This window comes from Robiginitalea aurantiaca (assembly GCF_030380815.1).
GTDB lineage: Bacteria > Bacteroidota > Bacteroidia > Flavobacteriales > Flavobacteriaceae > Robiginitalea > Robiginitalea aurantiaca.
The window spans coordinates 39,997-64,837 of the sequence record NZ_JAUDUY010000001.1 but is presented as its reverse complement, the minus strand read 5'-3'; the positions used below and the strand labels follow the sequence as shown (position 1 = coordinate 64,837).

Here is a 24,841-nt window from a genome sequence, read left to right as displayed (position 1 = left end):
AAAATGAATTCGCTAAAATACCTTGCTGCCTATACAATTCCCATCTCCGCTTTTATCGGAGTAAACATGGAAGGGTACTGGAGTTTCCTGACTCCACTTTACGCTTTTGTGGCTATTCCCCTCTTAGAGATACTCCTTGCTCAGGATGCCGGGAACCTGACGGAAAGCGCCCGCGCATCAAAACGCCTCAATCCCATATACGATCTGATGCTATTTGTGAACATCCCCATTGTCTTTGTGCTTATCTGGCTTGTTGGAACCAAAATTTCCACAGGTAGTTACGACTTCTATGAATATGTCGGTTTTGCTTTTTCCCTTGGGATTGTTCTTGGCACCAATGGGATTAACGTTGCCCACGAACTGGGTCACCGACAAGGCTCCGTACAGCGCTTTCTGGGAAAGCTGCTCCTGCTTCCAAGTTTTTACATGCATTTTTATATAGAGCACAACTTCGGCCACCATGTACATGCCGCAACCCCTGAAGATCCTGCAACCGCGAGGTACAACCAATCGGTATATCATTTTTGGGTGACAAGCGTTTTTCGCCAGTACATCAATGCCTGGCGGATTCAGCGCAACCTGTTGAAAAAAGAAAGCGCAACCTTTTTCTCTTTCAAAAACGACATGTTTTGGTACGCCATAATTCAGCTCGCCTATATTGGCCTTTTGTATGTGGTTTTTGGAGGGTTCGCCACGGCTTTCTTAATGCTCTGCGGGATCATTGGATTTCTGTTGCTGGAAACCGTTAACTATATCGAGCACTACGGCCTATTGCGTTTAAAAAGGTCATCCGGGCGTTATGAGCGGGTACAGGAAATCCATTCCTGGAACAGCAATCATGTGATCGGACGTATCGTGTTGTACGAATTGACCCGTCACAGTGATCATCATTTCAAGTCCTCAAAAAAGTATCAATTGCTCGACTATCACAACAGCTCTCCGGATATGCCGTATGGATACCCCACCTCCATGGTACTTTCCCTCATACCTCCCCTTTGGTTCCGAATTATGAACCCCAGGATTCCAAAGGAAATGAAACCCGCCTAAGTCCCTGTTGTCAATTATAACCTGGTGTCTATCTTTGCGCCTCATTCAATTGCTATGAAAAACAAGGTACGTGTCAGATTTGCGCCCAGCCCGACCGGGCCACTTCACATCGGTGGTGTCCGGACCGCCCTTTACAATTACTTGTTCGCCAAAAAACACGGAGGAGATTTTATTCTCAGAATAGAAGACACCGATCAAAACCGGTATGTTGAAGGTGCTGAAAACTATATTGCAGACTCCCTTAGCTGGCTCGGCATCCCTCCGGACGAGGCCCCTCAGATCGGTGGAGATCACGGCCCCTACCGGCAGAGTGAGCGAGTGGATTTTTATAAAACGCATATCGATCAGCTCCTTTCCTCGGGTTGGGCGTATTACGCATTTGATAGCGAGGCAGAACTGGCTTCCCTTCGCAGCGAATGCGAAGCGGCAGGAGAGACCTTTATCTACAATTGGCGCAACAGGGATGGTTTGAACAACTCCCTGACACTGTCCGAAAGTGAGACTAGCCGCCGGATAGCCGCCAATGACCCCTATGTGATCCGTTTCAGATGGCCCTTAGATACTTTTGTCCGATTTGATGACCTGATCAGGGGCAGTATCCAAATCGACGGAAACACATTAGATGACAAGGTGTTATTCAAAAGCGACGGCATGCCCACGTATCACCTGGCTAACATTGTCGATGACCATCTAATGGGCATCACCCATGTTATTCGCGGAGAAGAATGGCTGCCCTCCTTGGCGCTTCATTGCCAGCTGTATAAAGCCTTCGGGTGGGAAGCCCCTGAATTTGCCCACCTCCCCTTAATCATGAAGCCTGCAGGCAAAGGTAAACTCAGCAAACGGGATGGCGAAAAACTCGGGTTTCCTGTATTCCCCTTGCAATGGAAAGAAAGTAAAGGCTATAGGGAATCCGGGTATTTTCCTGAGGCTGTGCTGAATTTTCTGGCCCTTTTGGGATGGAACCCCGGCACAGATCAGGAGCTTTTTCAACTGCAGGAATTAGTAGATGCATTTGAACTGGATCGGGTTCAAAAATCAGGAGCCCGATTCGATCCCGAGAAGAATATATGGTTTAATCATCAACATTTGCAACTAAAGCCAGTCAGCGAACTCGTTGCGCTCTTTCGTCCTGTCCTTTCCGAAAAAGGGCTGGACGCATCCCAGTATTCCGAAGCGCACTTAGAGTCCGTGATTTCGCTTATAAAGGAACGCGCCTCTTTTGTGCGGGAATTCTGGGATCTCGGGGCCTATTTCTTTGTAGCCCCTAAAGAGTTCGAAGCAAAAGCCGTCCGGAAACAATGGAAATCGGGGACTCCCGATATTATGAGAGCACTATACGATGTCCTTAAGTCAACAGATCCATTTGGCGCTGAGCATTCTGAAAAAAATATAAAGGCCTGGATTGCCGAAAACTCCCTCGGTTTTGGAATGGTCATGCCTCCACTCCGGCTGGCCCTTGTCGGAGCACTCAAAGGCCCCCAGATTTTTGACATTATGGAACTCATCGGCAAGGACGAGACCCTGGCGAGAATTGAATTTGCCATCGATCACCTTGAGGCCGGGGTCTGAACTGTAACAAATCCCCTTTGGGAACGACTAACTATTGGTTCGGTCTTCGTATCTTACTTAGGTAACATTTCAACATAGTATAATGGGAAATATTTTCTTCTTGATTCCAGCTATTGCCCTGGGGGTTTTGGTGATGTTTGGTACATTCTTTGTCGTTAAACAACAAACCGCCGTAGTCCTTGAGCGATTCGGACGCTTTCAAAGTATTCGCCATTCCGGACTTCAATTAAAAATTCCGTTGGTCGATCGTGTTGCGGGCAGGCTCAGCCTGAAAATTCAGCAGCTGGATGTAATCGTAGAGACAAAAACCCTGGATGATGTTTTTGTCAAGCTTAAAATTTCAGTTCAGTATGTCGTTATTCGGGAAAAGGTTTATGAGGCATTCTACAAACTCGAATATCCGCATGAGCAGATAACCTCATACGTATTCGATGTTGTGCGGGCGGAAGTGCCAAAAATGAAACTGGACGACGTTTTTGTAAAAAAGGATGATATCGCTATTGCCGTTAAGGCAGAACTACAGGATGCCATGCTTGACTACGGCTATGATATAATCAAGACACTGGTTACCGATATTGATCCGGATGCCCAGGTTAAGGCTGCCATGAATCGGATCAATGCTGCAGAACGCGAAAAAATAGCCGCTCAATTCGAAGGTGATGCGGCCCGGATATTAATGGTTGAAAAAGCCAAAGCTGAAGCGGAAAGTAAACGCCTGCAAGGACAGGGTATCGCGGATCAGCGAAGGGAAATTGCCCGTGGACTTGAGGAATCTGTGGAAGTCCTGAATAAGGTCGGTATAAATTCCCAGGAAGCTTCGGCTCTAATTGTGGTAACGCAACACTATGATACGCTTCAATCCATTGGGGAAGAAACCAATACCAATCTTATCCTGCTTCCCAACTCTCCCCAGGCAGCCAGTGATATGCTGAACAATATGGTGGCTTCCTTTACTGCCAGCAATCAGATTGGCGAAGCCATGAAGCATCAAAAGCCAAAGAATAAGGATTAGCCCTGCTGGACTTTTTGTCCTCCGTAAATGGGTTTTATCGGCGCAGACGGCGCAGAATAAATCCGAAGAGCCAGGTAAATAAGAACTTCTTAAGGACCCCTGACGTTAGTAAAGTGAGGACTTCGGGTGGCTGAAATTGCTCTTTTATGCTTGCGAAATCACCCTTCACCCGCTCTTTGGCTATTTGTCTTCTGAGGTCAAGGATTTTAATGTCCTTGTCCACTTCCTCAAATGAATTGTATCTCCTACCCATTAGTGATCCTCAAAATAAAACTTAGAAAAATTCTTCAAAACCCTGGAATCGAGCTTCTTTCTAAAGGCATATCCAAGTATCCCCAACGCGATATAGAAACTGCCTACGATTAGAAACCCATAGGTATAATTCTCGAGGTGGGACCCGATGACAATAGACGCTGCAAATGATAAAAAAAGGAGGGCGAGCAATCCGATGGTCCCCAGAAAAAGAACCACGGTTAAGGCAATAACTGCCCGCATCAGAAACTTAAAAGTCCTGAGTTTGTAATACTCAACCGAACTATCAATAAACTCTTTTGCAGCCTCCTGGGAATCGCTCAGGTCGCTTTTTAGTTCTTCAAAAGCCATTCCTATTTTTGGAGTTGCGCATTTTTCTTGCGGAGTTCCTCGAGTTTGGCTTCAAGGCTTGCGATGATATCATCTGCCTGATAGCTCATTTTCGAAATGGTATCCTCGAGTTTTTTCTCAAAATCTGCTTTTTGCTTTTTGGCCGATAAGCTGATTTCTTCTCTGGCTCGGGAAACGTCCCCAATTAATTCATCAGAGGCCTCACGAGCTTTCTTTTTAATTCGTTTGCGCGTCTTGCCTCCCTCATCGGGCGCATAAAGGATTCCGGCACCTGCTCCGATTGCGGCGCCCACTAGTAGCGCTAATAATACAGATCCACTGTCACTTGCCATAATTTTCAATTTTAAAATTTGTACTCTCTTTGCCCTTTTGATAAAAGGGACTATAAGATACTGATTTTTTAAGGAGGACCCCAGTAAACTCGATGGAATTATCAGTGGAATGCTATAAAATGTATTCTGCTCTCGTCTCTACTGTCCTTATTGCCTTACTGCATGCTACGAAGCAGACGCAACTGCAGGCCCGGAAGATTAGTCCATGAAGATGACCTAAACACCACATGCATAGGGGTCCAGCTAAATATACCAATATGTATTTTATTCTGTTTTGCCGACAGCGTTCAGGCCTTGTCCTCAAGCTTGGACCAGGTATCCCTTAGGGTAACCGTGCGATTGAAAACCAGATGGTTTGGCTTGCTCTCGCGATCGACACAAAAATACCCGAGTCGCTGAAACTGATATCGCGAACCGGGTTCGGCCCCTGCCAACCCGGGCTCTAATTTACCCGTCACAACTTTGAGGGAATCCGGATTGATGAACTCCGTAAAGTTTCGTCCCTGATGCTGGTCTGGCGTAGCATCGGAGAAAAGTCGGTCATAAAGCCGCACTTCTGCGTCTATGGCGTGTCCGCTTGACACCCAGTGTAAAGTGCCTTTAACCTTTCGAAGGCTTTCAGGGGTTCCACTGCCACTTTTGCTTTTTGGGTCATACGTGCAAAGAATCTCAATAATGTTTCCGTCCGGGTCCTTCCGGACCTCCTCGGCCTTAATAATGTAAGCATTCTTCAACCGAACCTCTCCCCCCAGCTTCAATCTGAAAAATTTACGGTTTGCCGACTCCCTGAAATCATCTCTTTCAATGAACAATTCCCGTGAAAATGGGATTTCCCGGAACCCGGCTTCTGGGTCTTCTGGATTATTTTCGGCCTGCAACCATTCTTCTTTTCCCTCCTCATAATTCGTGATGGTCAACTTAACCGGATCCAGAACGGCCATTACCCTTGGGGCCATTTTGTTGAGGTCCTCGCGCATATGGAAATCCAGCAGCGCCACATCCACCACGTTCTCACGTTTGGCAATCCCAATGGTGTCCGCAAAATTTCTTAGGGCGGCCGGGGTACATCCCTTTCTCCTTAATCCTGATATGGTCGGCATTCGCGGATCGTCCCATCCTTGGACAAACCCCTGTTCTACAAGTTGCAAAAGCTTCCGTTTACTCACAACCGTATGGCTCAAATTACGCCTCGCGAATTCCCGCTGTTTCGGACGGATGTTTTCAGGTGTGACCACCTGGTCGAGAAACCAGTCGTACAACTCGCGGTGCGGGGCGAACTCAAGGGTACATAAGCTATGCGAAACCTGTTCGATATAATCGCTTTCCCCATGTGTCCAATCGTATAAAGGGTAAATACACCAATCGGTATTTGTCCGGTGGTGTGCCCGGTGCAGAATTCGGTACATTACGGGGTCCCTAAGCAGCATGTTTGGGGACGCCATATCGATTTTAGCCCTTAAAACATGGGATCCTTCAGGAAAATCCCCGTCCTTCATTTTTTTAAAGAGTTCCAGGTTTTCCCCTACGGTTCGGTCCCGGTAAGGGCTGTTTACTCCGGCTTCCGTGGGTGTGCCTTTCTGTTTGGCAATCTCCTCTGACGGCTGACTGTCTACATAAGCCTTACCCTCCTTAATAAGTTTTACGGCCCAATCATAGAGTTTCTGAAAGTAATCAGACGCAAAACACTCCTGGTCCCACGTAAATCCGAGCCATGTTACGTCCTCCTTTATGGCGTCTACGAATTCCTGTTCCTCTTTTATGGGGTTCGTATCGTCAAACCTCAAATTAACCGGGGCCTCATACCGAATGCCGAGTCCAAAATTCAAACATATCGAACTCGCGTGCCCAATATGTAAATAACCATTGGGCTCCGGTGGGAATCTGAATCGCAACTGCGATTTTGGAAAGCCCTGTAATAGATCTTCTTCGACTATGTGTTCTATAAAATTCAGGGGTTTCTCCTTCTCAGTCATATCTCCATAATTAAGTCCGTAAAGGTAGAAAATTGCCCTTCAACGATAAAGTAATTCCTTTTATCCATACAAATCTCCCGGTTTCACAACAGAAACCATCACCTGTACAACAATAAATTCTTTACGGAGAGCCGTTAAACCATATTTGTTATACAAACTGCGGGAATAAAGTCTGCCAAGTAAAACGTCTGGGTTCAAGGACACTACCGATCCGACTTTCTCCAGCTTGTAGGGCAAATTAAGTCAATAAAACACAACCAAACACCAGTCTTATGCGTAGAAATCTACTTCTAGCCACGGCCCTACTGTGTGGTATGCTGGGAATCCAGTCCGGATTTTCCCAGGTGTTAAATGCCCCTCAAGCTGCCCCCAATCAAACTCCGCCCGCCGGAACAACAACATGGACCGCTGCATGCGCCTCCCCCTCCTTCAATGATTATTGGGTTGAATTTACATGGAGCCCGCCCCTGGTGAATTCCGACAATGAATTTATTCTCGAGCTTTCAGATGCTTCAGGAGATTTTAGTGCCCCCGTGGAACTTGCGCGTGATGGCACCAAAAACACAAATTTTGACTTCTATTTCCAATTTGCGGTGCCCCCCAACACAAGGGGTGAAGGGTATCGAATGCGTGTGCGCAGCACAAGCCCGGCAAACACCAGCCCGGTCTCCGCTGCCTACCCCATGTACTTTCTCGATGTTAATTCAGCCCTAACGATACGTCCGCAAGGACAAGCAGACTTCGGAGACGGAACGGCCCAGGTATGTAACGGAAATGCCATTACCCTTGAGGTATACGGATTGCCAAACGCAAATACCTATCAGTATAATTGGTACCGAAGTGGCACTTTACTATCTCAGAAAACCCCTTCGATCAGCGTTACTCAGGGAGGGATGTACAATGTTGAGATCGATTACGGGTCTTGTTCCGGTTCGGGGAATACGCTTTCAAACCTCCTCGACGTAACAACGGGTTCCAGCCTTGGTGTTGCCATAAACCCCCCTGCATCCACAGCCCTTTGTGCCGGCGAAACTGCTTTATTGGAAGCGAATATTACCGGACAAGGGTTAACATACACCTGGTTTAAGGATGGAACAGCAGTTTCCACGCCTGCTGTAGACGACTCCAGCTTTCTGGTTGATGCCAGCAGTGCAGGATTTGAAGGGGATTACCAGGTAGAAATATTTGGTGCATCCGCTTGTATTGAAAGATCCGCAGCCATTACCATAACAAACGCAGGTAATTTTACAGTGTCCCGTAACAATCCTGCGAATTTGGTTGTGCTTCCAGGTCAAACGGTAACGATGACGGCCTCTTCATCGGCTTCAGGCGTCACCTACCAGTGGTACAAAGATGGTACAGCCGTGCCTGGGGCAACATCGGCTTCACTTACAGTAAATGAATCTGAAACAGGCGTGTATTTCGCGCGCGTAAGCCTTAGTGGTGGTAGCTGCGCTTCCTCTTCAAAAGATACAGAAAGCACGTCCGTTTCTGCGCCTGCGTCACTGGAGCTGGAAATAGCCTTTGGTTCCGGTTACCTGCCATGTGAAGCCACAAGTACGGTCTTGGAAGTAGCTGAGGTCCGAGCCATTGATGCTGGAGGTAATCGTACAGTAGTTACGAGTCAGATCCTCGGCGATATGAATTTCCAATGGATGAAAGACGGAAGCCCGATTTCAGGTGCCACAGGGTCCAGCATTAGTCTCACGGACACCTCTGAAAATGGAGCCTATTCCCTTGAGGGGAGTATATCAGGTTACCTCCCAGTGTCCAATATCCTAGATGCGCTGCTCAGGCCTAACGAAACCATTGCGATTACCAGTACAGACCTCACGGTATGCGGGCCATCTGAACCCGTAACCCTAACGACAACAAGGGACCTTACCGGAGAAACCTATGATTGGTATCGCAACGGCAGTCCTTTAAATGAAAACACTCCTGCTATTGATGTAGGGCTGCCAGGGTCCTACCAATTGATCCTGGAGCGAGACGGATGCCAGGTGCAATCCAATGCCATCGTTTTAAGTCCACTGGACGAAGACCTGATCAGCCTGGTGCCCGGGGACGATATCCGATTGCCTGAGGGAACTTCACAGTCGGTATCGGCCACTGGAGGAGATAGCTACCGATGGTTCGACGAAAACAACAATGAAATTGGTGCCTCAGCAACCATTACCCTGAGTGAGGCCGGGGAATATGTTGTCATGGCTTCGATTGGAAATTGCCAGGTCTTCAGAACCCTTACGGTTTCCTATCTGGATACATTCCGCGTTCCAAATGTTATCTCGGTAAACGGAGACGGCATCAATGAGCAGTGGATTTTACCCAATTACTATTCCGGCAAAACGGATGTATTCGTAACCATTTACAACGATAAAGGGGAGGAGGTTCTGAATCAGAACAATTACCAGAACAACTGGCCCTCTTCCTCTGCTGCTTTCAGCAGACAGAATATGATCTTCTATTACCGGATCAGAAATGCGGAGAAGACTCTAAAACAAGGTACAATAACAGTCATTCGATAGATTAAAAAATGAAAAGCAGATTGGTTCTCTTTTTGGCGCTTATAGGGTTCATTTCCTTTTCGGGATATGCCCAGGAGGATAGTCCCTTCATTGTATACGACGTGCCTTCACAGAATTTATTGAAATTCAATAGGTTCCTTATCAACCCGACCTTTTCAACGGCCCGGGAGGATAAATCATATATCAACCTGCTTCACAGAAACCAGTCGGTATCTTTTGACGATAACAACCAGAGCTACTTCCTGAGTTACAGCGGTAGGATCGGCGACAGGTCAGGTGCGGGACTTAGCATATATACGCAGAGAGAAGGAACGCTGAGTAACTATGGCCTGCTTGCAAATTACGCCTATGGTGTAAAACTGAGCGATAAAAGCAACTTTACTTTTGGAGCAAACCTTTCATACTACAATAGTGGCTTCGATGAAAGCCGGGCGAATCCCATTGAGGATGATCCTTTTTTAAGCGGCTTTCAGGATAGTTCCCTTCTGACGTTCCAACCCGGATTCAACATTTCTTACGACAAGTTTGATTTTGGGGTTTATGCAGAAAATCTGCTAGACTACAACCTTAAAACCAGCGAGTCTATAACCAGTTTTAGTGAAAAGACATTTTCCGGCCATTTACAATATACCCATCAGTTTGGGGCCAACAGAGGTGTTCTTGAAGGAGGGCGTTTGATGCCCCTGGCCCGGGTAAGAAGGGTAGGAGCAGATGAATTGATTTTAGGGGGTAACCTGATTATGGATCTTCCTAAAATCGGATGGCTGCAGGGAGGCTATGATAGTTTTTACGGTGCCTCCGCCGGAATCGGATTCAATCTGAATGAAAGGCTTTCTATTGGGTATACCATGGAAAAGGGAATGTCGAACAACTTCGACAACTTCGGGTTGACCCATGAAATCTCCTTTGCGTATTCCTTCACTCCAAACCTTACAGAAGACCGGGTTATGCTGGAAGATGGTAATGAGCCTACGGACAGTTATGTGGATGCCACTGAAGTCCCTGCAGCTGATAAAACGGAGAAAGATCAGGAAATCGCTGAGCTCAGACGACGTCTTGCCGAAAACGACGCGATTCTTGCTGAATTGATGTTCAGGCAAGATTCCATGGAACAGTCCCGTCAGAGTGACCTGGAAACCCGATTCGAAAGGGTAATGCGTATGGTCCGTCAGGAAACCAGCGGATCGAGACCAGATCTGGAAGAAAGGGCAGAAACCCTCTACTTCCTGAACAATCAAAATCCCGTAGCCGATAATTCGCACGAGCCGGAAGTAAAACAGGTAAACGAAACCATCACCTCTACGCCTGAGGCCTCATCCATTGCAGAGGCTCCGAAAACCGCGCCGGTTCAAAAGGTTCAGGATTTAATCCAGAAGGTGGACAGGCCATCTCAAAACACCCCAACAGTCAAGAGCAGGAAATTCCGGGATCTTCCGGGTGTAGCCGATGGCTACTACCTGGTTGCCAATGTCTATGGCGGGACAAAGTATATGGACAAATTCATGCAGGACCTCGAATCACGGGGTTTTGAACCCGAATTCATCGACAACAAGGGCAATGGGATGAAGTACGTATACCTCAAGCGATACGAAAACTGGACTCAGGCAGAAAACGCTGCACTTACGGGTATGGAAGGAAATTATGAGGGCGCCCTTTGGGTGATGAATGTCGCCAATCGATACACAAATGAGGCCTACGCCGCAACTTCAGAAAAAATACAGACCAAGGCCGCCCAATATGACGATGGTGTACTTCGCAAGAACGTCATTGAACGCGACCAGTTGACTTCCATCGAAAGTACTGAAAAAGAATTGGCGGTTTACGGGAAGGGATCTTCTTACTATATAATCGCAAACGTCTTTTCCAATCCAAAAAATGCCAATCGGTTTGTGAGGTATCTAAACTCTAAAGGCTTAAATGCCAGCTACTTCATAAATCCGGAGAACAATTATCGCTACGTGTATCTGAAGCGACATGAAAACTGGAACAGCGCACTGATCTCTTATTACTCCAAGCTAAACGACAGTTACGATGAGAAAATGTGGATTATGCGCGTTTCCCCCGGCCTGTTAACCTAACTGAGAATACACCATTGAGACATACTTATACTTCAAATAGAGTCCTTTTTGCGTTTTTGTGCCTTTTCGGGTTTTTCTCCCTATCGGCTCAGGAGGCAGTTCCCTTTACCCCCCGCCTAAACGGAGGAAATGTTGAGATCAGGGGAGATATCCTTTTTGTGGGGAACAACATTTTGAACCGTGCGTCAGAATCCAATCCCACACAGGCGAATACCCCCTACAATGGCACAGAGAATAACAATTCCCTGTGGATGGAGTATATCGACATCGATGGGGACCCCTCTACCTTTAGTTCGAGTAGCGCGGAGCTGTCCGTACCTGATGCGAATTGCTCCCTGGTCCGATATGCAGGCCTTTACTGGGCTTCTACCTACCCCAATGAGCGGAGCACCAATGGATCTGCAGCGTTCGATGGAACACCACGGTTTGAGGACTGGAATGAAATAAAATTCAGGGTGCCCGGAGGGTCGTATGTAGACCTGGTCGCAGACAACAATCCAGATCCTGCGGGTGAAGAAGACGATATTATTTTTGACGGGTACGACCCGGTAAACATCAACAATTCCTTTAAGGATTCCCCGATTATCTGTTATAAAAACGTTACCACCCTCGTACAGGGACTGGCCGATCCAAATGGGGAATACACCGTGGCAAATATTCGGGCCACAAAGGGCAGAAGACGAGGTTCCAGTTCCGCAGGATGGGTGCTGGTCATCATCTATGAAAATCCAAATGAGACCGGAAAATTTATCTCAACCTTTGATGGATACGCGGGAGTTCAGGGAAGTGTGCCTGCCGTAGATGTAAACATCAATGGCTTTCGAACCCTCCCTCCCGGATTTCCGGTACGCGCACGGATCGGGGTTGCCGCATTGGAAGGAGACAGAAGAATTACAAATGACCGCTTCCGGATTCGGGCAAACTCCGTTGCCGGGTTCACGGACCTTACCACAGGGCTTAACCCCGCGAATAACTTCTTTAACTCTACCATTACCACCAATGGGGCCGAGGTTCCTGCCCGGACTCCATTCGGAACCAACACTCTTGGGCTTGATCTGGATGTCTTTAATCTGGATAACCCTTTCAATTCCATACTTCCCAATGATGAAACGGGGGCAACACTTCAGTTTACCTCATCAGGAGACGGATATGGTTCTTTTCTGGCCACTTTTATGGTCGAAATCATCGAGCCGGACATCGCGCTTGAAAAGCGTGTGGAAGACATCGCCGGAAACGATATCACAGGACTTGGCGTAAATCTGGGACAGACCATTGAATATGTCCTGTCCTTCCAGAATATTGGGAATGACGATGCCACAGGCTACAGCATTCGGGATGTACTACCCTTAAATGTGACCCTGGACGAGAGCAGCATGAACCTGCCTGCCGGGGTGACCTATACTTATGACCCAGTCCTGAGAGAGGTGACGTTCAGCATTCCGGATAACCTGGTTGAAGAAAATGACCCTGCTTATGATATTCGGATGCGTGTGCGCGTTGCAGAAAATTGCTTTGATTTTGTAAATGCCTGTTCAGACGAAATTCAAAACCAGGCGTATTCCACATATCGGGGCTTCCTGAACAGCGCCGAAATCACGGATGACCCCAGTGTTTCGGATTTTGACAATTGCGGATTCGCTACACCGGGTGCCACCAATTTCCTATTAGACGACCTGGCCGCCTGCGACTTCAACCGGACCGTAGAGCTTTGCGGTAATGATGTTCTTCTTATAGCAGGAACCGGTTTTGATGACTATATCTGGTATGCCGACAACAACGGGGATGGCCTGATCGATGGCGGAGATACCCTCCTTAACGACGGGGATCCTGACGGTGACCCAGGTACTTTGAGGGTGACAGATGTAGGAATTTATATTGTCGATAAGATTGTGGCTGACCCCTGTAAAGGTTTTCAGGAGATTATCACCGTTGTATTGCCAGGTGTCACCCAGACCAATCCAATCGCTGATCTTATAAATGACCCTACAAACACGGTTGAGGGGGAAATTGTAATCTGTCCAAATGACGGGGAGCCCCTTCCCAAAGTTTTCCTTTGTGGGGTAAACGATAGCGAATTGATCGAGATCAATATCCCTGATGCAACCAGCATTGTCTGGGAGCGACTGGATGAAACCAGCTGTATGGATGCCGGGGATGACTGTGCAAATAAAAATTCAGCCTGTACCTGGAACACTGTAGACTCTGGCTTTGATTTTCTGGCTTCAAGTGCCGGTAAATACCGGGTCGTGATCAACTACCAAAATGGTTGCTTCACAAGGTTCTATTTTGATGTCTTTCAAAACCTTTTAGATCCACAACATACAGTAACCGACATTGTTTGTAATACCCCTGGGAATATTACCGTTACCAACATCCCGGCCAATTACGAATTCCAGTTGCTGGATGCCACCAACGGCAGCGTCCTAGTTCCGTATTCCGCAGGGAATGGGCCGAGTTTTGATATCGCTTCAAACGGAGCTTATACCGTCGAATTCCGCCAGTCAGGTGTTGTAGACGGATGTGTGTTCCGGATTGAAGACATCGGGGTTCGCCAGCGAAATTTCCAGGTTGATCTCGCAGCAAGCGATGCGAGTTGTAACACTCTTGGAGAAATCTCTGTATCTGTTCTGGATGTGAACCCCCAGTACTATTATGAAGTTTCTCAGGGAGGCAGTCCAATAGACACTTTTGGGCCCTCCACCGATAACAATTACACCTTTGAAAACCTTGGCGCCGGCGTTTACGATATAAACGTAAGGACGGATGACGGGTGCCTCTTTAACGACCAGATCGAAATCCTCGATTCCTCCGATCTGGAGGTAACCGCTCGTGTTTCACAGAATATTACTTGCAAGGAAGGAAACATCCTCATGGATTACTCTGGAGGAAAACCCCCTGTGAGCTATGCCATTTATGAGTTTGTCGATGAGTCCGGGGTGACGCAAATCTCTTATCCCTCTCCAACGGATATTCCGGCTTCCGAGTTTCAGACCAGTGTGATTTTTGATGTCTGGGATCCGGGAACCTACACTTTTGTAGTCGTAGACCGCAACAACTGTTTTGACCTTTCGAACCCGGTTGTAATCTATTTTGAGCCGCCGGTAGAATTTGCCCCTACTACAGTCATTGATGAGCAGTGTTTTGGAGATTCCAGCGGAACCATTCAGTTTAATGTCATTGATCGAAACGGATACCAGCTAACTTATTTCCTGATAGACGAGAGCGGGGTTGAGATTGACACAAACACCTCGGGGGTGTTTACAGGATTACCACAAGGGGATTACACGGTTCGCCTGAATTTCCGAAAAGGGAGTGCTTCTTGCGAATACTTCGAATACTACTCTATTTCAGGGCCTGCTAATGCGTTAACTTTTGACGCAAACATCCTGCAGGATTACAGTTGTATTCAGGATGGGATCATCGAAGCACAAAACGTTACAGGTGGAACTGCTCCATATGAATTTAGCATTGATGGTGTCAATTTTGTAAGCGGGGCAGGGGCAGAGACATTTTCAGGGCTCGCACCCGGCACCTACACCATTACGGTAAGGGATGCCAGTGGGTGTGCTACGGTTGCGCCTCCATTGACCATCGATCCGGTTGTTCCTCCAAGTGATCTGGCATTTACGGCCACAAACCCGACCTGTCCGGCCCTGGTGTCTGATATAACAACTACTGTTACCGGTGGGGAAGCGCCGTTTTCTTTTGAGATCATTGCTCCCGGAGGTCAGGTAGCCTCCAGCACCTCAGGCAATAGCGCAACCTTTGATAATCTCGCTCCCGACACCTATACCTTCCAGGTTACTGATGCAAACGGATGTGTTTACCAGGAAAATTACACAATAGCCCCTGTTGTCCCCATTCAGGTTTCCGGGACATTAGTGAGTAATGTCAGTTGCATAGCCGGAGCAGACGGGGAGGCTCGGTTTAATGTGGGTGGATTCAGCAATTCTTACGATTACAGCATTGCCGGGCCTACAACTTTTTCCGGAACCGGCGAAACAAACACCTCCATTGACCTGACCAGCCTGACCGCAGGAACCTATGATATTACCGTAACGGATACGGATACCAATTGTTCGGACACGGCTTCCATAATCATTGAGGCCCCTGTCGCGGCCCTGACTCTGACTTTAAGTGCCACTCAGCCCAGTTGTACGGCTGGTGGAAGTATTACCCTGACAGCCAATGATGGCTGGGGGGGCTATACTTATACGCTTACCCTTCCGGATGCCAGTACCCAAACCAACAGTTCTGGGGTTTTCACCGGACTCTCCCTTGACGGAACCTACAACGCGGAAGTGACAGACGCTAATGGATGCGTCGCACCAGCCACTATAGACCTCTTGCCGGCAATACCTCCGGTCCTCGATCTCTCCGCCAATGACATCTGTTACGATGACGCTACGGGTCTAACCCTTACGGCAAACGTAACCTCCGGAGGAGATGGAAACTACCTGTATCGCCTGAATGGCGGAGCATATGGTACTGCCAATGTGTTCAGTGGCCTCGGCCCTGGAACCTATGCCGTAGACGTTAGCGACGGGAATAATTGCGTTGATTCCGCCGTGATTACCATAGATCCTGAGCTAAGCCTGACTGCAACGGCAGACCCCATCACGGCCTGTGCCACGGATACCAATGTGGTCATTTCGGCCGGTGGAGGTGATGGCAATTTTGTCTTCGCAGTTGTGGCAGACGGGACGAGCCCGGTTGCCGGGGATTTTGGAGCTTCCAATATCATTGCAGTCAATGGCGCAGGCGACTATGACGTCTATGTGCGCGACAATAATGGAGGTGCGGATTTCTGTGAAGCAAGTGTAGACCTGTTGATCACACAGGACCCGCCCCTGGTAATTACCCCAACAGCAACTGATATTCTTTGCTTTGGCGACACTACAGGTGCCCTCTCGATTGTTGCCTCTGGCGGAAACGCCCCATATCTCTTTAGTATTGATGACGGCGCTACCTACCAAACGGGGTCGGATTTCGTCAACCTGCCTGCCGGGACATACAATATTCGGGTACAGGATGCCGAAGGCTGCGAGGCCACTGACCTTATCGCCCTTACGGAGCCTGCCGCACTGGCTGCGGAAGCTGCCGTTACCCAGCAATACACCTGTCTGCAACTTGGTGAAATCACCGTAGGAAGCATCACGCCCACAAGCGGAGGTTCGGGATCCTATCAATACCGACTCAGCGGAAGCTCGTGGAGCGCCGCAACCCCTGGTGGATTTGTCTTTACGGGCCTTGCCGAGGGCGCCTACATTGTCGAGGTGCGGGACGCCAATGCAATCGGTTGTGTGCTCAGCCTCCCGGCAATGATCATTGATCCACTGCCCACAGAACCTGCTTTAAGCACAAATATTTCTTACAATTGCAGTGGAACCGGCGATATCACGGTCTCCCCATCTGATCCCTCCTACACCTATTCTCTGGACGGAGGGGCTTTCCAGGCCTCCAATAGCTTTACGGGCGTTACTCCTGGAAATCACACCATTTCCGTGAACTACGGTAGTGATTGTACCGTGGATACCACGGTTATCGTGGAGGCCGGACTGGCGTTCGAGGCTGCAGTCCTCAGCCAGACCAACCTCCTTTGTAATGGGGATGCTTCTGGTGAGATCATTTTTGAAGTAGAAAATTTCGACCTGGTCAATGGGTTTGAATACCAGGTGAACGGAGGCGGATTCTCCGCACCCCAAACCAGCAGCCCGATCACACTGAGTGGCCTGCCTGCAAACGCCTACACCCTTGAAGTGCGGGATGTACTGGACCCAAGTTGTACCGTTACACTCAATGTAACCCTTACCGAACCTACCCCGGTCGATGCCAGTGCGGTAGTGACTCAGGAAGCGACCTGTACCAATACAGGCGCCACCATTACGGCCAGTGCGACTGGTGGCACCCCAGCATACCAATACCAGCTGGAGGATTCCCTGGGCGGTATTATTGCCCCGTACCAGAACGCTCCGGTGTTCAGCGCGGTTACCGCAGGGGATTATAACATAAGAGTCCGGGATGCCAATGGTTGTGAAGATGCTGCGAATAATACAATCACAATAATCCCTCCGGAGGTTATCGCCTTTACCGTGGCGCCGACTGTCTGCTACAGCGGAAACAACGACGCCAGTATTCTGGTTACCGCGACATCCGGTAATGGAAGCTACCAGTTTAACATCAATGGAGGGCCCTGGATCTCGCCCACCCCATCTGCGGACGCATTTTACACATTTGAAAACCTTTCGGCCGGAACCTACGACATCAATGTGCGCGATGGCTATGGGTGTGTGGGTGTTCCCCAAACTATCACCATCAACCCCGAGCTTCGGGCCTCAGCCCTCCTGACGGCAGACCTGACCTGTATTGCTCCGGCAACGATTGACATTTCAGCGACAGGAGGCTCCGGAACCTATTCCTACCAATGGTCGGACAATGGAGGAGCTACATTTGCGAGCACTGGTTTTACAGGAAGTACTTTTACGACCAATTCCGCAGGAACCTATGTTTTTCTGATTACGGATACGTCTGCACCCACAGCCTGTACCGCCCTGACCAACCCTGTGGTGGTAACACCCGCCGACACACCGGTGATCACCTCTGTAACACCCGCCGACATCCTTTGTTTCGGAGACCTTACAGGTTCCCTGGACATCGTGATAGACACAAGTGTCGGGCTGCCCCCATATACCATAAATGTTTTCGAAACCAACACTTCCACAGATTACGGGACCCAGACCTCCGGCCTGCCGGCAGGCGATTATGAAGTGACGATCACCGATAGCAAGGGCTGTGTTTCTCTCCCTTTCCCGGTGAGCATTATCCAGCCTAATGCGATCTCTTACAACATTAATTTACAGCCGATTACTTGTAGTTCTTTGACAGGAACAAACCCTGGATCCATTACAGTGGAAAACCTCAGCGGAGGAACCCCGGAATACACCTACTCCCTCACGGGCAACAACGGATATTCGGCTCAGTATAACACTACCTCCGGAGGTGAAGACCATACTTTTGCCATTTTGGAATTTGGAATTTATGAGGTGGATGTAGTGGATGCCAGCGGGTGTTCCGTACTGACTACGAATATTATCGCATCCCCACCGGACGATCTCGATATCGATGTGTCTTCACTTACCGCAGACTGTTCGGTAGGTGGAACCGCTATTGTGACTGTATCTTCCGTTGTGGGCAGCGGAAACTATGAATTCGCTATCCTGGAAACTTATTCGTCTCCCTATTCCAGCGCCTACCAGTTAGCAGATACTGCGGGAGGGGACACCGCCACCTTTACAGGTCTTATCCCCGGGATCACCTACACATTCGTGGTTCATGATCTCACCACAGATTGTTACTATTTCGAAACAGCAGACACCCCGATCAACAGTCCGTCCAATATGACCGTCAGCTCCATGCTGCCGAGAAATATCACCTGTACGGGAGCTGCAGATGGTAGCATTACTTTTGATATCGCCAATTTCGATGCCGGGGCTACCCAAGTACAGTATGAAGTATATAATTTCCAATCCAATGACCCGCTTACCCCAGCCATTTCGGGAAGTGTTTCGGTAAATCCCCCAGCCGGACCGGTGACAATTCCAAGCCTCGGGCCGCTGGACCAGGGAATCTATTATGTGCTACTGACAGAAGTAGGAGGCGCGTTCAACGGATGTTCCATTGCAACCCCTGAGTTTACGATCAGCCAGTCTACGAATTTGCTGGCGGTTACTGCGGATTCTCCTCAAAACGACAATTGTGCCCCGAATGCCGGGGTGATTACGGCAATAGCCCAATTTGGGACCCCTCCGTATGAATTCCAGTATCTGCCGGATACCGATCCGGCCCCAACAGCTTCTTCCGCCGGTTGGACCAGCGCAACCATAGCTAACGTGGAGGCAGGGGACTACATTGTTTACGTGAAAGACGCCAATGGATGTATTCAGAACGACCCGGTTACGGTTATTCTTGACCCGTCACCTGTAGTTTCTTTGGCTATTGTTGACGAGTGTGTTTCTGAAGGAAATTTCGAAGTGCTTATCTCCCTTACAAACCCTGGGGTAGGCCCATACCAGCTTAGTGTGAATGGGAGCGCGTATCAGAATATCACCTTTGACGTCAGCGGTCAGTACACGGCAAGCGGACTGAGCTCAGGGCCCGGACAGGCTTTTTCAGTTCGGGATGTAAATGGCTGTATCGACACACAGTCCATCGACATCCAACCCCCTCTGCAATTTAACGCATTCCTTTCGGCCTTACTGGACTGTGAGCCCGCACCCGCGAATAATGCAGAAATTACGATAGAGGTTACCTCCGGCTCGGGGAATTATGAGTATGAGATCAGCGGGCCGGTGTCTCAGGTTCGAACCAACCTGCCTTCCCTCTCGTTTGTCTGGGATTTGGCCAGTGCTGCCGGCACTTATACCATTACTGTTTATGATGCCGGAACCTCTGTTCCCAACTGTCTTGGCTCCTTCGATGTTGAAGTGCCTCCGGCTGTATTGCCTGAGTTTACGGAAACCCACCAGGATGTAAGTTGTTTCGGTGCATCTGATGGAAGCATCACCCTTTATCCCGTGGATAACGGTGTCACTCCGATTACCTTCAGTATCAGTCCGTCCGTAGGAACCTTCAATGCTGCCACAAATACTTTTGAAAATCTTCCCGCTGGGACTTACGACATTACAGGGACTGGCACCAATAATTGTCCGTTTATACTCCCGGGCATCGTCATTGGAGAGCCCTTGGCCATAGCTGTTCCGGCCCCAACTGTCATTCCTTTTGGATGCGTTACCGGGAACAATCCCGAGAATGCCTCCATTTCTGTGGATATGGCTTCAGTAACAGGCGGCAGCGGCATTTATCCCATCATTGAATTTGTGAACGATCAGGGCACTCCCTCCACGGCTGATGATGTGGTCGTGCAGTCAGGTAATACCTGGGTGTATACCGAGTCTAATCCTGCAGGAGGAAGTTATCTCGTGTATGTTTATGACACCAACGGATGTGTTGGAACCTCTGCTGCGGTAATCCCTCCGTACGATGAACTCCAAGACCTTTCGGCTGCCATTACAAACCTGCTGACTTGTGTGCCGGGAAGCGACGGGGAAATCACCCTTACGATTACTTCCACGCTGGGTGACCTTACGCGTTTCCAATACAGCATAGACAATGGCGCAACCTACCAGGTATCCAACGTTTTCAGTGGCCTTGATGCAGGAACGTACACTTTTCTGGCCCGCCATATAGACACGGGCTGCTCCTTGTCTGTGATCGAAACCCTGTTAGATCCAAACACCTTTGACGTGGTGGCCGATGTAGTGCAAAACGCAGTATGTTTAGGCACACAGAGCGGGCAAGTTACCCTTGAGCTTGTGGATGCAACGTATTCCGGGCCTTTCGACTGGGTGATCTACGATGTGAACGGGACACCTTTAAATACCGCCGACGACATATTGGTAGACTCGGGGCTCAGTCCATCCAATGGACCTACGCCTCCAATCGCCCTTTTTGCAGGAGAGTACAGGGCAGAAGTGTCACAAACCAACGCTCCCGAATGCGTCAATTCAACACGCTTCAATATTGCCGGTCCGGACGCGGCCATTACGGCTAATGTTCTTGTGACCGACATCACCTGTCTGGGCAATGACGGCATTATTGAGATCTACAACGTCCAGGGTGGATGGGGTGGATACTCCTATTATATCGGAACCAGCGCTCCTTCGTCACCTGGGGACTATAACCCGACCAGTGCGAGGTTTGAGAACCTTTCAGCCGGCACATACCAGGCATGGGTGGTCGATCAGGAAGGGTGTGAGCAACTGATCCAGGACAACATCATCCTGACCGATCCGGATCCGATAACTGCCACAATGCAAGTTAATCAGGAAAACTGTACCAGCTTCGAGGGAGAAATCGAAGTCGTCGGCACTGCCGGCGGACAGGGCGGTAACTATACCTATCAGCTCATCCTGAATGGGTCCGATTTCGGACCGCCTCAGGCCAGCCCGATTTTTAGCGGCCTTGGCACAGGAACTTATGAAATCCGTATCTCTGACCAGTGGTCATGTACCACAGTGGTAGGCCCAGAAACCCTGTACGAGCCAATTACCCTTACAGGTACAGTAGTAAAACCCCTTGATTGTACTGCCAGCCCGGAAGGGGAAATCACTGTCAATGTGGCCGGTGGTTCTTCAAACCTGGAATTCACTGTTGTTTATCCCGACGGCATCACCACTGACACTAATAATGACGGCATTTTCACAGGGCTAGACCAGGCGGGGACATACAATTTCACGGTAACCGACCTGGACACAAATCCGGTGTGTTTGAGCACGCTAGAAATAGCTCTGGACAACCCGACCCCGGTCACCCTGGATCCCGCCACTATAGTGAATGTAAGCTGTAACGGCGGAAGCGATGGAAGTGTAAGAGTAAACCTGACTCCTACCGCTCCAGGGGTAAATGACAATCCTCCCTATACCTACATATTATATCAGGGCGGTGTGCCTATTTCGGGTCCACAGGCAGACCCCCTGTTTGATGGTCTTTCAGCAGGAACCTACGTTGTCGAGGCGATCTCAGGCCTGAATTGCAGCCTTACCCAGAATATTGATATTACAGAGCCTGCTCCGCTTTCCATAACCGCCACAGCAACCGCTTTTGCATGTGCTCCCGACAACACCGTTAACACAGCTACCATCACGGCCATTGTGCCTGGGGGGGCCGGAACAGCGCCGTACCTATATAGTATAGACGGAGTGAATTATCAGAGCGGCAATACTTTTGATGTAGTGGATAACGGATTCGCTCAAAGCATTGACGTGTTTGTCAGAGACGCCAATAACTGTCTGGCCAGCACTACGCTGACTATAGATCCTCTGAACACATTTGATGCTGGTGTTTCTCAGAATATAGCGATTAGTTGCCTCAATCCGGAAGAAGTCCTGATATCGGTAGTCGATAATGGGAATCCGGCCAACACCTATACGTTTGAGTTGTTACCCCTCGGAAACCCGAATGGAATACTGACGGCGACACCGACCAATACCTCTGCGGTGTTTGAACTTTCGGCACCCGGAAACTACGTATTCCGTGTGACGGATACTTCTACAGGCTGCTATTTCGATACTGCACCGTATAATATTGCTCCTTTTGATCTCATCTCGGTAACGGCTACTCCGGCTAGTCCTGTAATCTGTTTCGGAGACTCGAATGGAGCGGTTTCCCTGGACATTAGCGGGTATAGTGGCGCTTATTCCTTTGAGGTGTATACCGATGCAGGAGTTGCCACCGGAATCACCGGTAACAACTCCACGTCCACCAACCCGTTCACAGTGACAGGTCTTTCCGGAGGAAATTACTTTGTCCGGATTCTCCAGACAGATGCGCCTTTCTGCCAGGAAGATTCGAATGTATTTACCATTGTATCACCAGATATGGCGCTTGCGGCGGCGGTTACGGAAGTTGCGAATGTAACCTGTACCAATGACCAGGGTGAAATTCTCGTTTCGGCAGATGGGGGTTACGCCCCGTACGATATCGTCCTTGTCAATACGACAACGGGCGACACATACAGCGCCAACGATGTGATTTCCAATGTTTTTACAGGCCTGTCTGCCGGATCATTTACCGTGCAGGTGACCGACTCAGAGGGGTGTGTTGTCAACGATGCCATCGTACTTTCGGAGCCTTTGCCGATAACTGCAGACATCACTGCAACTCCTACAACACTTGCGTGTTATGGAGATGAAAACGCTATCGTTTCCGCTATTAATGTGAGTGGGGGAGAAGGCAGTTATTCCTATCAATTAAATGTGTACGACGCCTCTGGGAGCACCATTGTTTTCACCTCGGGCACCCAGCCCAGCCAAGATTTTATGAACCTTGGGGCCGGAATCTACAGCATCACAGTTACAGACGGGTGGGCGTGTGCCGTTGAAACCGCTCAAGTAGTTATTTCTGAGCCGACAGATGTAATGAGTACACTTATTCAGACAGTTCAGATGACCTGTACGGGCAACGCTGAACTATTGCTGACGGCTTCAGGAGGAAACGGACCCTACCAATACAGTACAGACGGGATTACATACTTTGCAATGTCCGGTGGGAACTCCCACACGTTTAGTGTATCCGATGGAATCTATCAGTACTACGTAAGTGATTCTAACGGGTGTGAAGCCTCAATATCGAACCAGGTAAGCGTTGAGCCCATTCCTCCTATGGTACTGGATATTGACCAAAGCGCTGCCACCATAAATTGTGCGGGCGAATCCACGGCCATGATGGTTGCTGTGGCTACGGGCGGACTTGGGAATTATCAATATGAGCTCTATGGCGACAGCGCCCTGACTGCTTTGCTGGCTGGTCCTCAGAATACAGGTGATTTTTCCGGGCTGCCTCAGGGAAGCTACTGGATACGTGCTACCAGCCTCGATTGTGAAGTGGTTTCTGACGAAATCATAATAACCGAACCAGCGCCATTGCAGATTGACCGTGAGGAGTTTACTAATGTTACTTGTTCGGGAGAGGATAACGGAACCATTACTGTGGAGGTTTCCGGAGGAACAGGAGAGATTCTCTACGCGATCAGTCCAAATTTAAACCAGTTCGATACCACAAATCAATTCTTCGATTTGGAAGCAGGCGTATACGACGTAATAGCCCAGGACGAGAATGGATGCTTTATAACCTTTGAGTTTACGATCGCGGCTCCTGAACCTGTTGTGGTTAGCGCAACTACCTTACCCGAGCTTTGCTCTGGTAGCGAAGATGGATCTGTTGAACTCACAATTTCCGGAGGAACAGCTCCATACAGCACCGCCTTTAACTCGAATAATCCTGCAGACTACGTTCTGGGACAAACATCATTCAGCGGGCTTGCCTCTGGCACCTATGTGATTTTTGTTCTCGATGCGCAGGGGTGTGAAACCAATACCATTGTGGAAATTGGAGAAGGAGTCAACCTGAACGCTGTTGTAACACCAATTTATGAGTGTACAGAAGCGCTTCCGGAGAATCGTTTAGAAGTGCTGCTGGAAGACCCATCAGTCTCTGATGAGGTAATGTACGCCCTGGACTCTACAGACCCGGCCGACATGCAACTCGATCCGGATTTTGTAAACATCGCCCCCGGGCCGCATTATCTGGCCATTTCCCACACCAATGGTTGTGTGCTGACCATTGACTTCGAGATCGAGGCGTATGAGCCCCTGGAGCTTATCCTGGAGCAGCGTAACCTGAATGAAATAACCGCTATTGCAACCGGAGGCGTTCCTGAGTATACCTTCTACTTCAACGGGGCCGATAATGGAAGTGATAATACGTATTACATAAACGAAACCGGAACTTATACCGTTATGGTAATCGACCAGAGCGGATGTATGGTAGAGGCGCAAATATTCATGGAGTTTATTGACATTGAAATCCCGAATTTCTTTACGCCAGATGGGGACGGCATGAATGATTTCTGGATTCCGGAAAACATTGAAGGCTTCCCGCAAATACTAATCAAAATTTATGATCGTTATGGTAGAGTGGTAGACGAAATTTCTTACAATTATCAGGGGTGGGATGGAAACTACAACGGAAAGGAATTGCCCACGGGGGATTACTGGTATACCATGCAACTCAATGGGGAGAATGACCCCCGGGAGTTTGTAGGACATTTTACTCTCTATCGCTAAAGAATTAAATCATATTG

At 48.9% G+C, this 24,841-nt stretch carries 9 protein-coding genes; 6 read left to right on the top strand and 3 right to left on the bottom strand.

Annotated elements, in window-relative coordinates; translation table 11 throughout:
- Positions 1 to 3: 3 nt before the first annotated feature.
- The 3 genes from QU605_RS00220 (at position 4) to QU605_RS00210 (ending at position 3,631) form a co-directional block, all read left to right on the top strand.
- Positions 4 to 1,047, top strand: coding sequence for an alkane 1-monooxygenase (locus QU605_RS00220; protein WP_289723244.1), 1,044 nt, complete (start codon positions 4 to 6; stop codon positions 1,045 to 1,047).
- 54 nt (positions 1,048 to 1,101) lie between these two features.
- On the top strand, positions 1,102 to 2,619 hold the full coding sequence (gltX, locus tag QU605_RS00215) for a glutamate--tRNA ligase (protein ID WP_289723243.1): 1,518 nt from the start codon (positions 1,102 to 1,104) through the stop codon (positions 2,617 to 2,619).
- Between the two features lie 82 nt (positions 2,620 to 2,701).
- Positions 2,702 to 3,631 (top strand): SPFH domain-containing protein, encoded by a 930-nt coding sequence (locus QU605_RS00210; RefSeq protein ID WP_289723242.1) that lies wholly within the window; start codon positions 2,702 to 2,704, stop codon positions 3,629 to 3,631.
- A 252-nt stretch (positions 3,632 to 3,883) separates the two neighbouring features.
- On the opposite strand, the gene QU605_RS00205 is transcribed toward QU605_RS00210, so the two are convergent.
- The 3 genes from QU605_RS00205 to QU605_RS00195 form a co-directional block, all read right to left on the bottom strand.
- On the bottom strand, positions 3,884 to 4,234 hold the full coding sequence (locus QU605_RS00205) for a hypothetical protein (RefSeq protein WP_289723241.1): 351 nt from the start codon (positions 4,232 to 4,234) through the stop codon (positions 3,884 to 3,886).
- Between the two features lie 2 nt (positions 4,235 to 4,236).
- Positions 4,237 to 4,566 carry a YtxH domain-containing protein gene (locus QU605_RS00200; RefSeq protein WP_289723240.1) on the bottom strand — a complete coding sequence of 110 codons (330 nt, stop codon included), beginning with the start codon at positions 4,564 to 4,566 and terminating at the stop codon, positions 4,237 to 4,239.
- A gap of 287 nt (positions 4,567 to 4,853) precedes the next feature.
- Positions 4,854 to 6,539 carry a glutamine--tRNA ligase/YqeY domain fusion protein gene (locus tag QU605_RS00195; protein WP_289723239.1) on the bottom strand — a complete coding sequence of 562 codons (1,686 nt, stop codon included), beginning with the start codon at positions 6,537 to 6,539 and terminating at the stop codon, positions 4,854 to 4,856.
- A gap of 272 nt (positions 6,540 to 6,811) precedes the next feature.
- Here QU605_RS00195 and QU605_RS00190 point away from each other — a divergent pair, with 272 nt between their 5' ends.
- From QU605_RS00190 to QU605_RS00180, 3 genes are read left to right on the top strand one after another with little or no spacing between them, the layout of a single operon-like run.
- On the top strand, positions 6,812 to 9,064 hold the full coding sequence (locus QU605_RS00190) for an immunoglobulin domain-containing protein (RefSeq protein WP_289723238.1): 2,253 nt from the start codon (positions 6,812 to 6,814) through the stop codon (positions 9,062 to 9,064).
- Positions 9,065 to 9,072: 8 nt separating this feature from the next.
- Entirely contained in the window at positions 9,073 to 11,142 is a 2,070-nt protein-coding gene (locus QU605_RS00185; protein ID WP_289723237.1) for a PorP/SprF family type IX secretion system membrane protein, read from the top strand.
- A 14-nt stretch (positions 11,143 to 11,156) separates the two neighbouring features.
- Positions 11,157 to 24,824, top strand: coding sequence for a T9SS type B sorting domain-containing protein (locus tag QU605_RS00180; RefSeq protein ID WP_289723236.1), 13,668 nt, complete (start codon positions 11,157 to 11,159; stop codon positions 24,822 to 24,824).
- The last annotated feature ends 17 nt before the right edge of the window (positions 24,825 to 24,841 follow it).

Coding starts and splice junctions, on each gene's coding strand:
- QU605_RS00220 (WP_289723244.1), top strand. CDS start 4: ATGAATTCGCTAAAATACCTTGCTGCCTATACAATTCCCATCTCCGCT.
- gltX (WP_289723243.1), top strand. CDS start 1,102: ATGAAAAACAAGGTACGTGTCAGATTTGCGCCCAGCCCGACCGGGCCA.
- QU605_RS00210 (WP_289723242.1), top strand. CDS start 2,702: ATGGGAAATATTTTCTTCTTGATTCCAGCTATTGCCCTGGGGGTTTTG.
- QU605_RS00205 (WP_289723241.1), bottom strand. CDS start 4,234: ATGGCTTTTGAAGAACTAAAAAGCGACCTGAGCGATTCCCAGGAGGCT.
- QU605_RS00200 (WP_289723240.1), bottom strand. CDS start 4,566: ATGGCAAGTGACAGTGGATCTGTATTATTAGCGCTACTAGTGGGCGCC.
- QU605_RS00195 (WP_289723239.1), bottom strand. CDS start 6,539: ATGACTGAGAAGGAGAAACCCCTGAATTTTATAGAACACATAGTCGAA.
- QU605_RS00190 (WP_289723238.1), top strand. CDS start 6,812: ATGCGTAGAAATCTACTTCTAGCCACGGCCCTACTGTGTGGTATGCTG.
- QU605_RS00185 (WP_289723237.1), top strand. CDS start 9,073: ATGAAAAGCAGATTGGTTCTCTTTTTGGCGCTTATAGGGTTCATTTCC.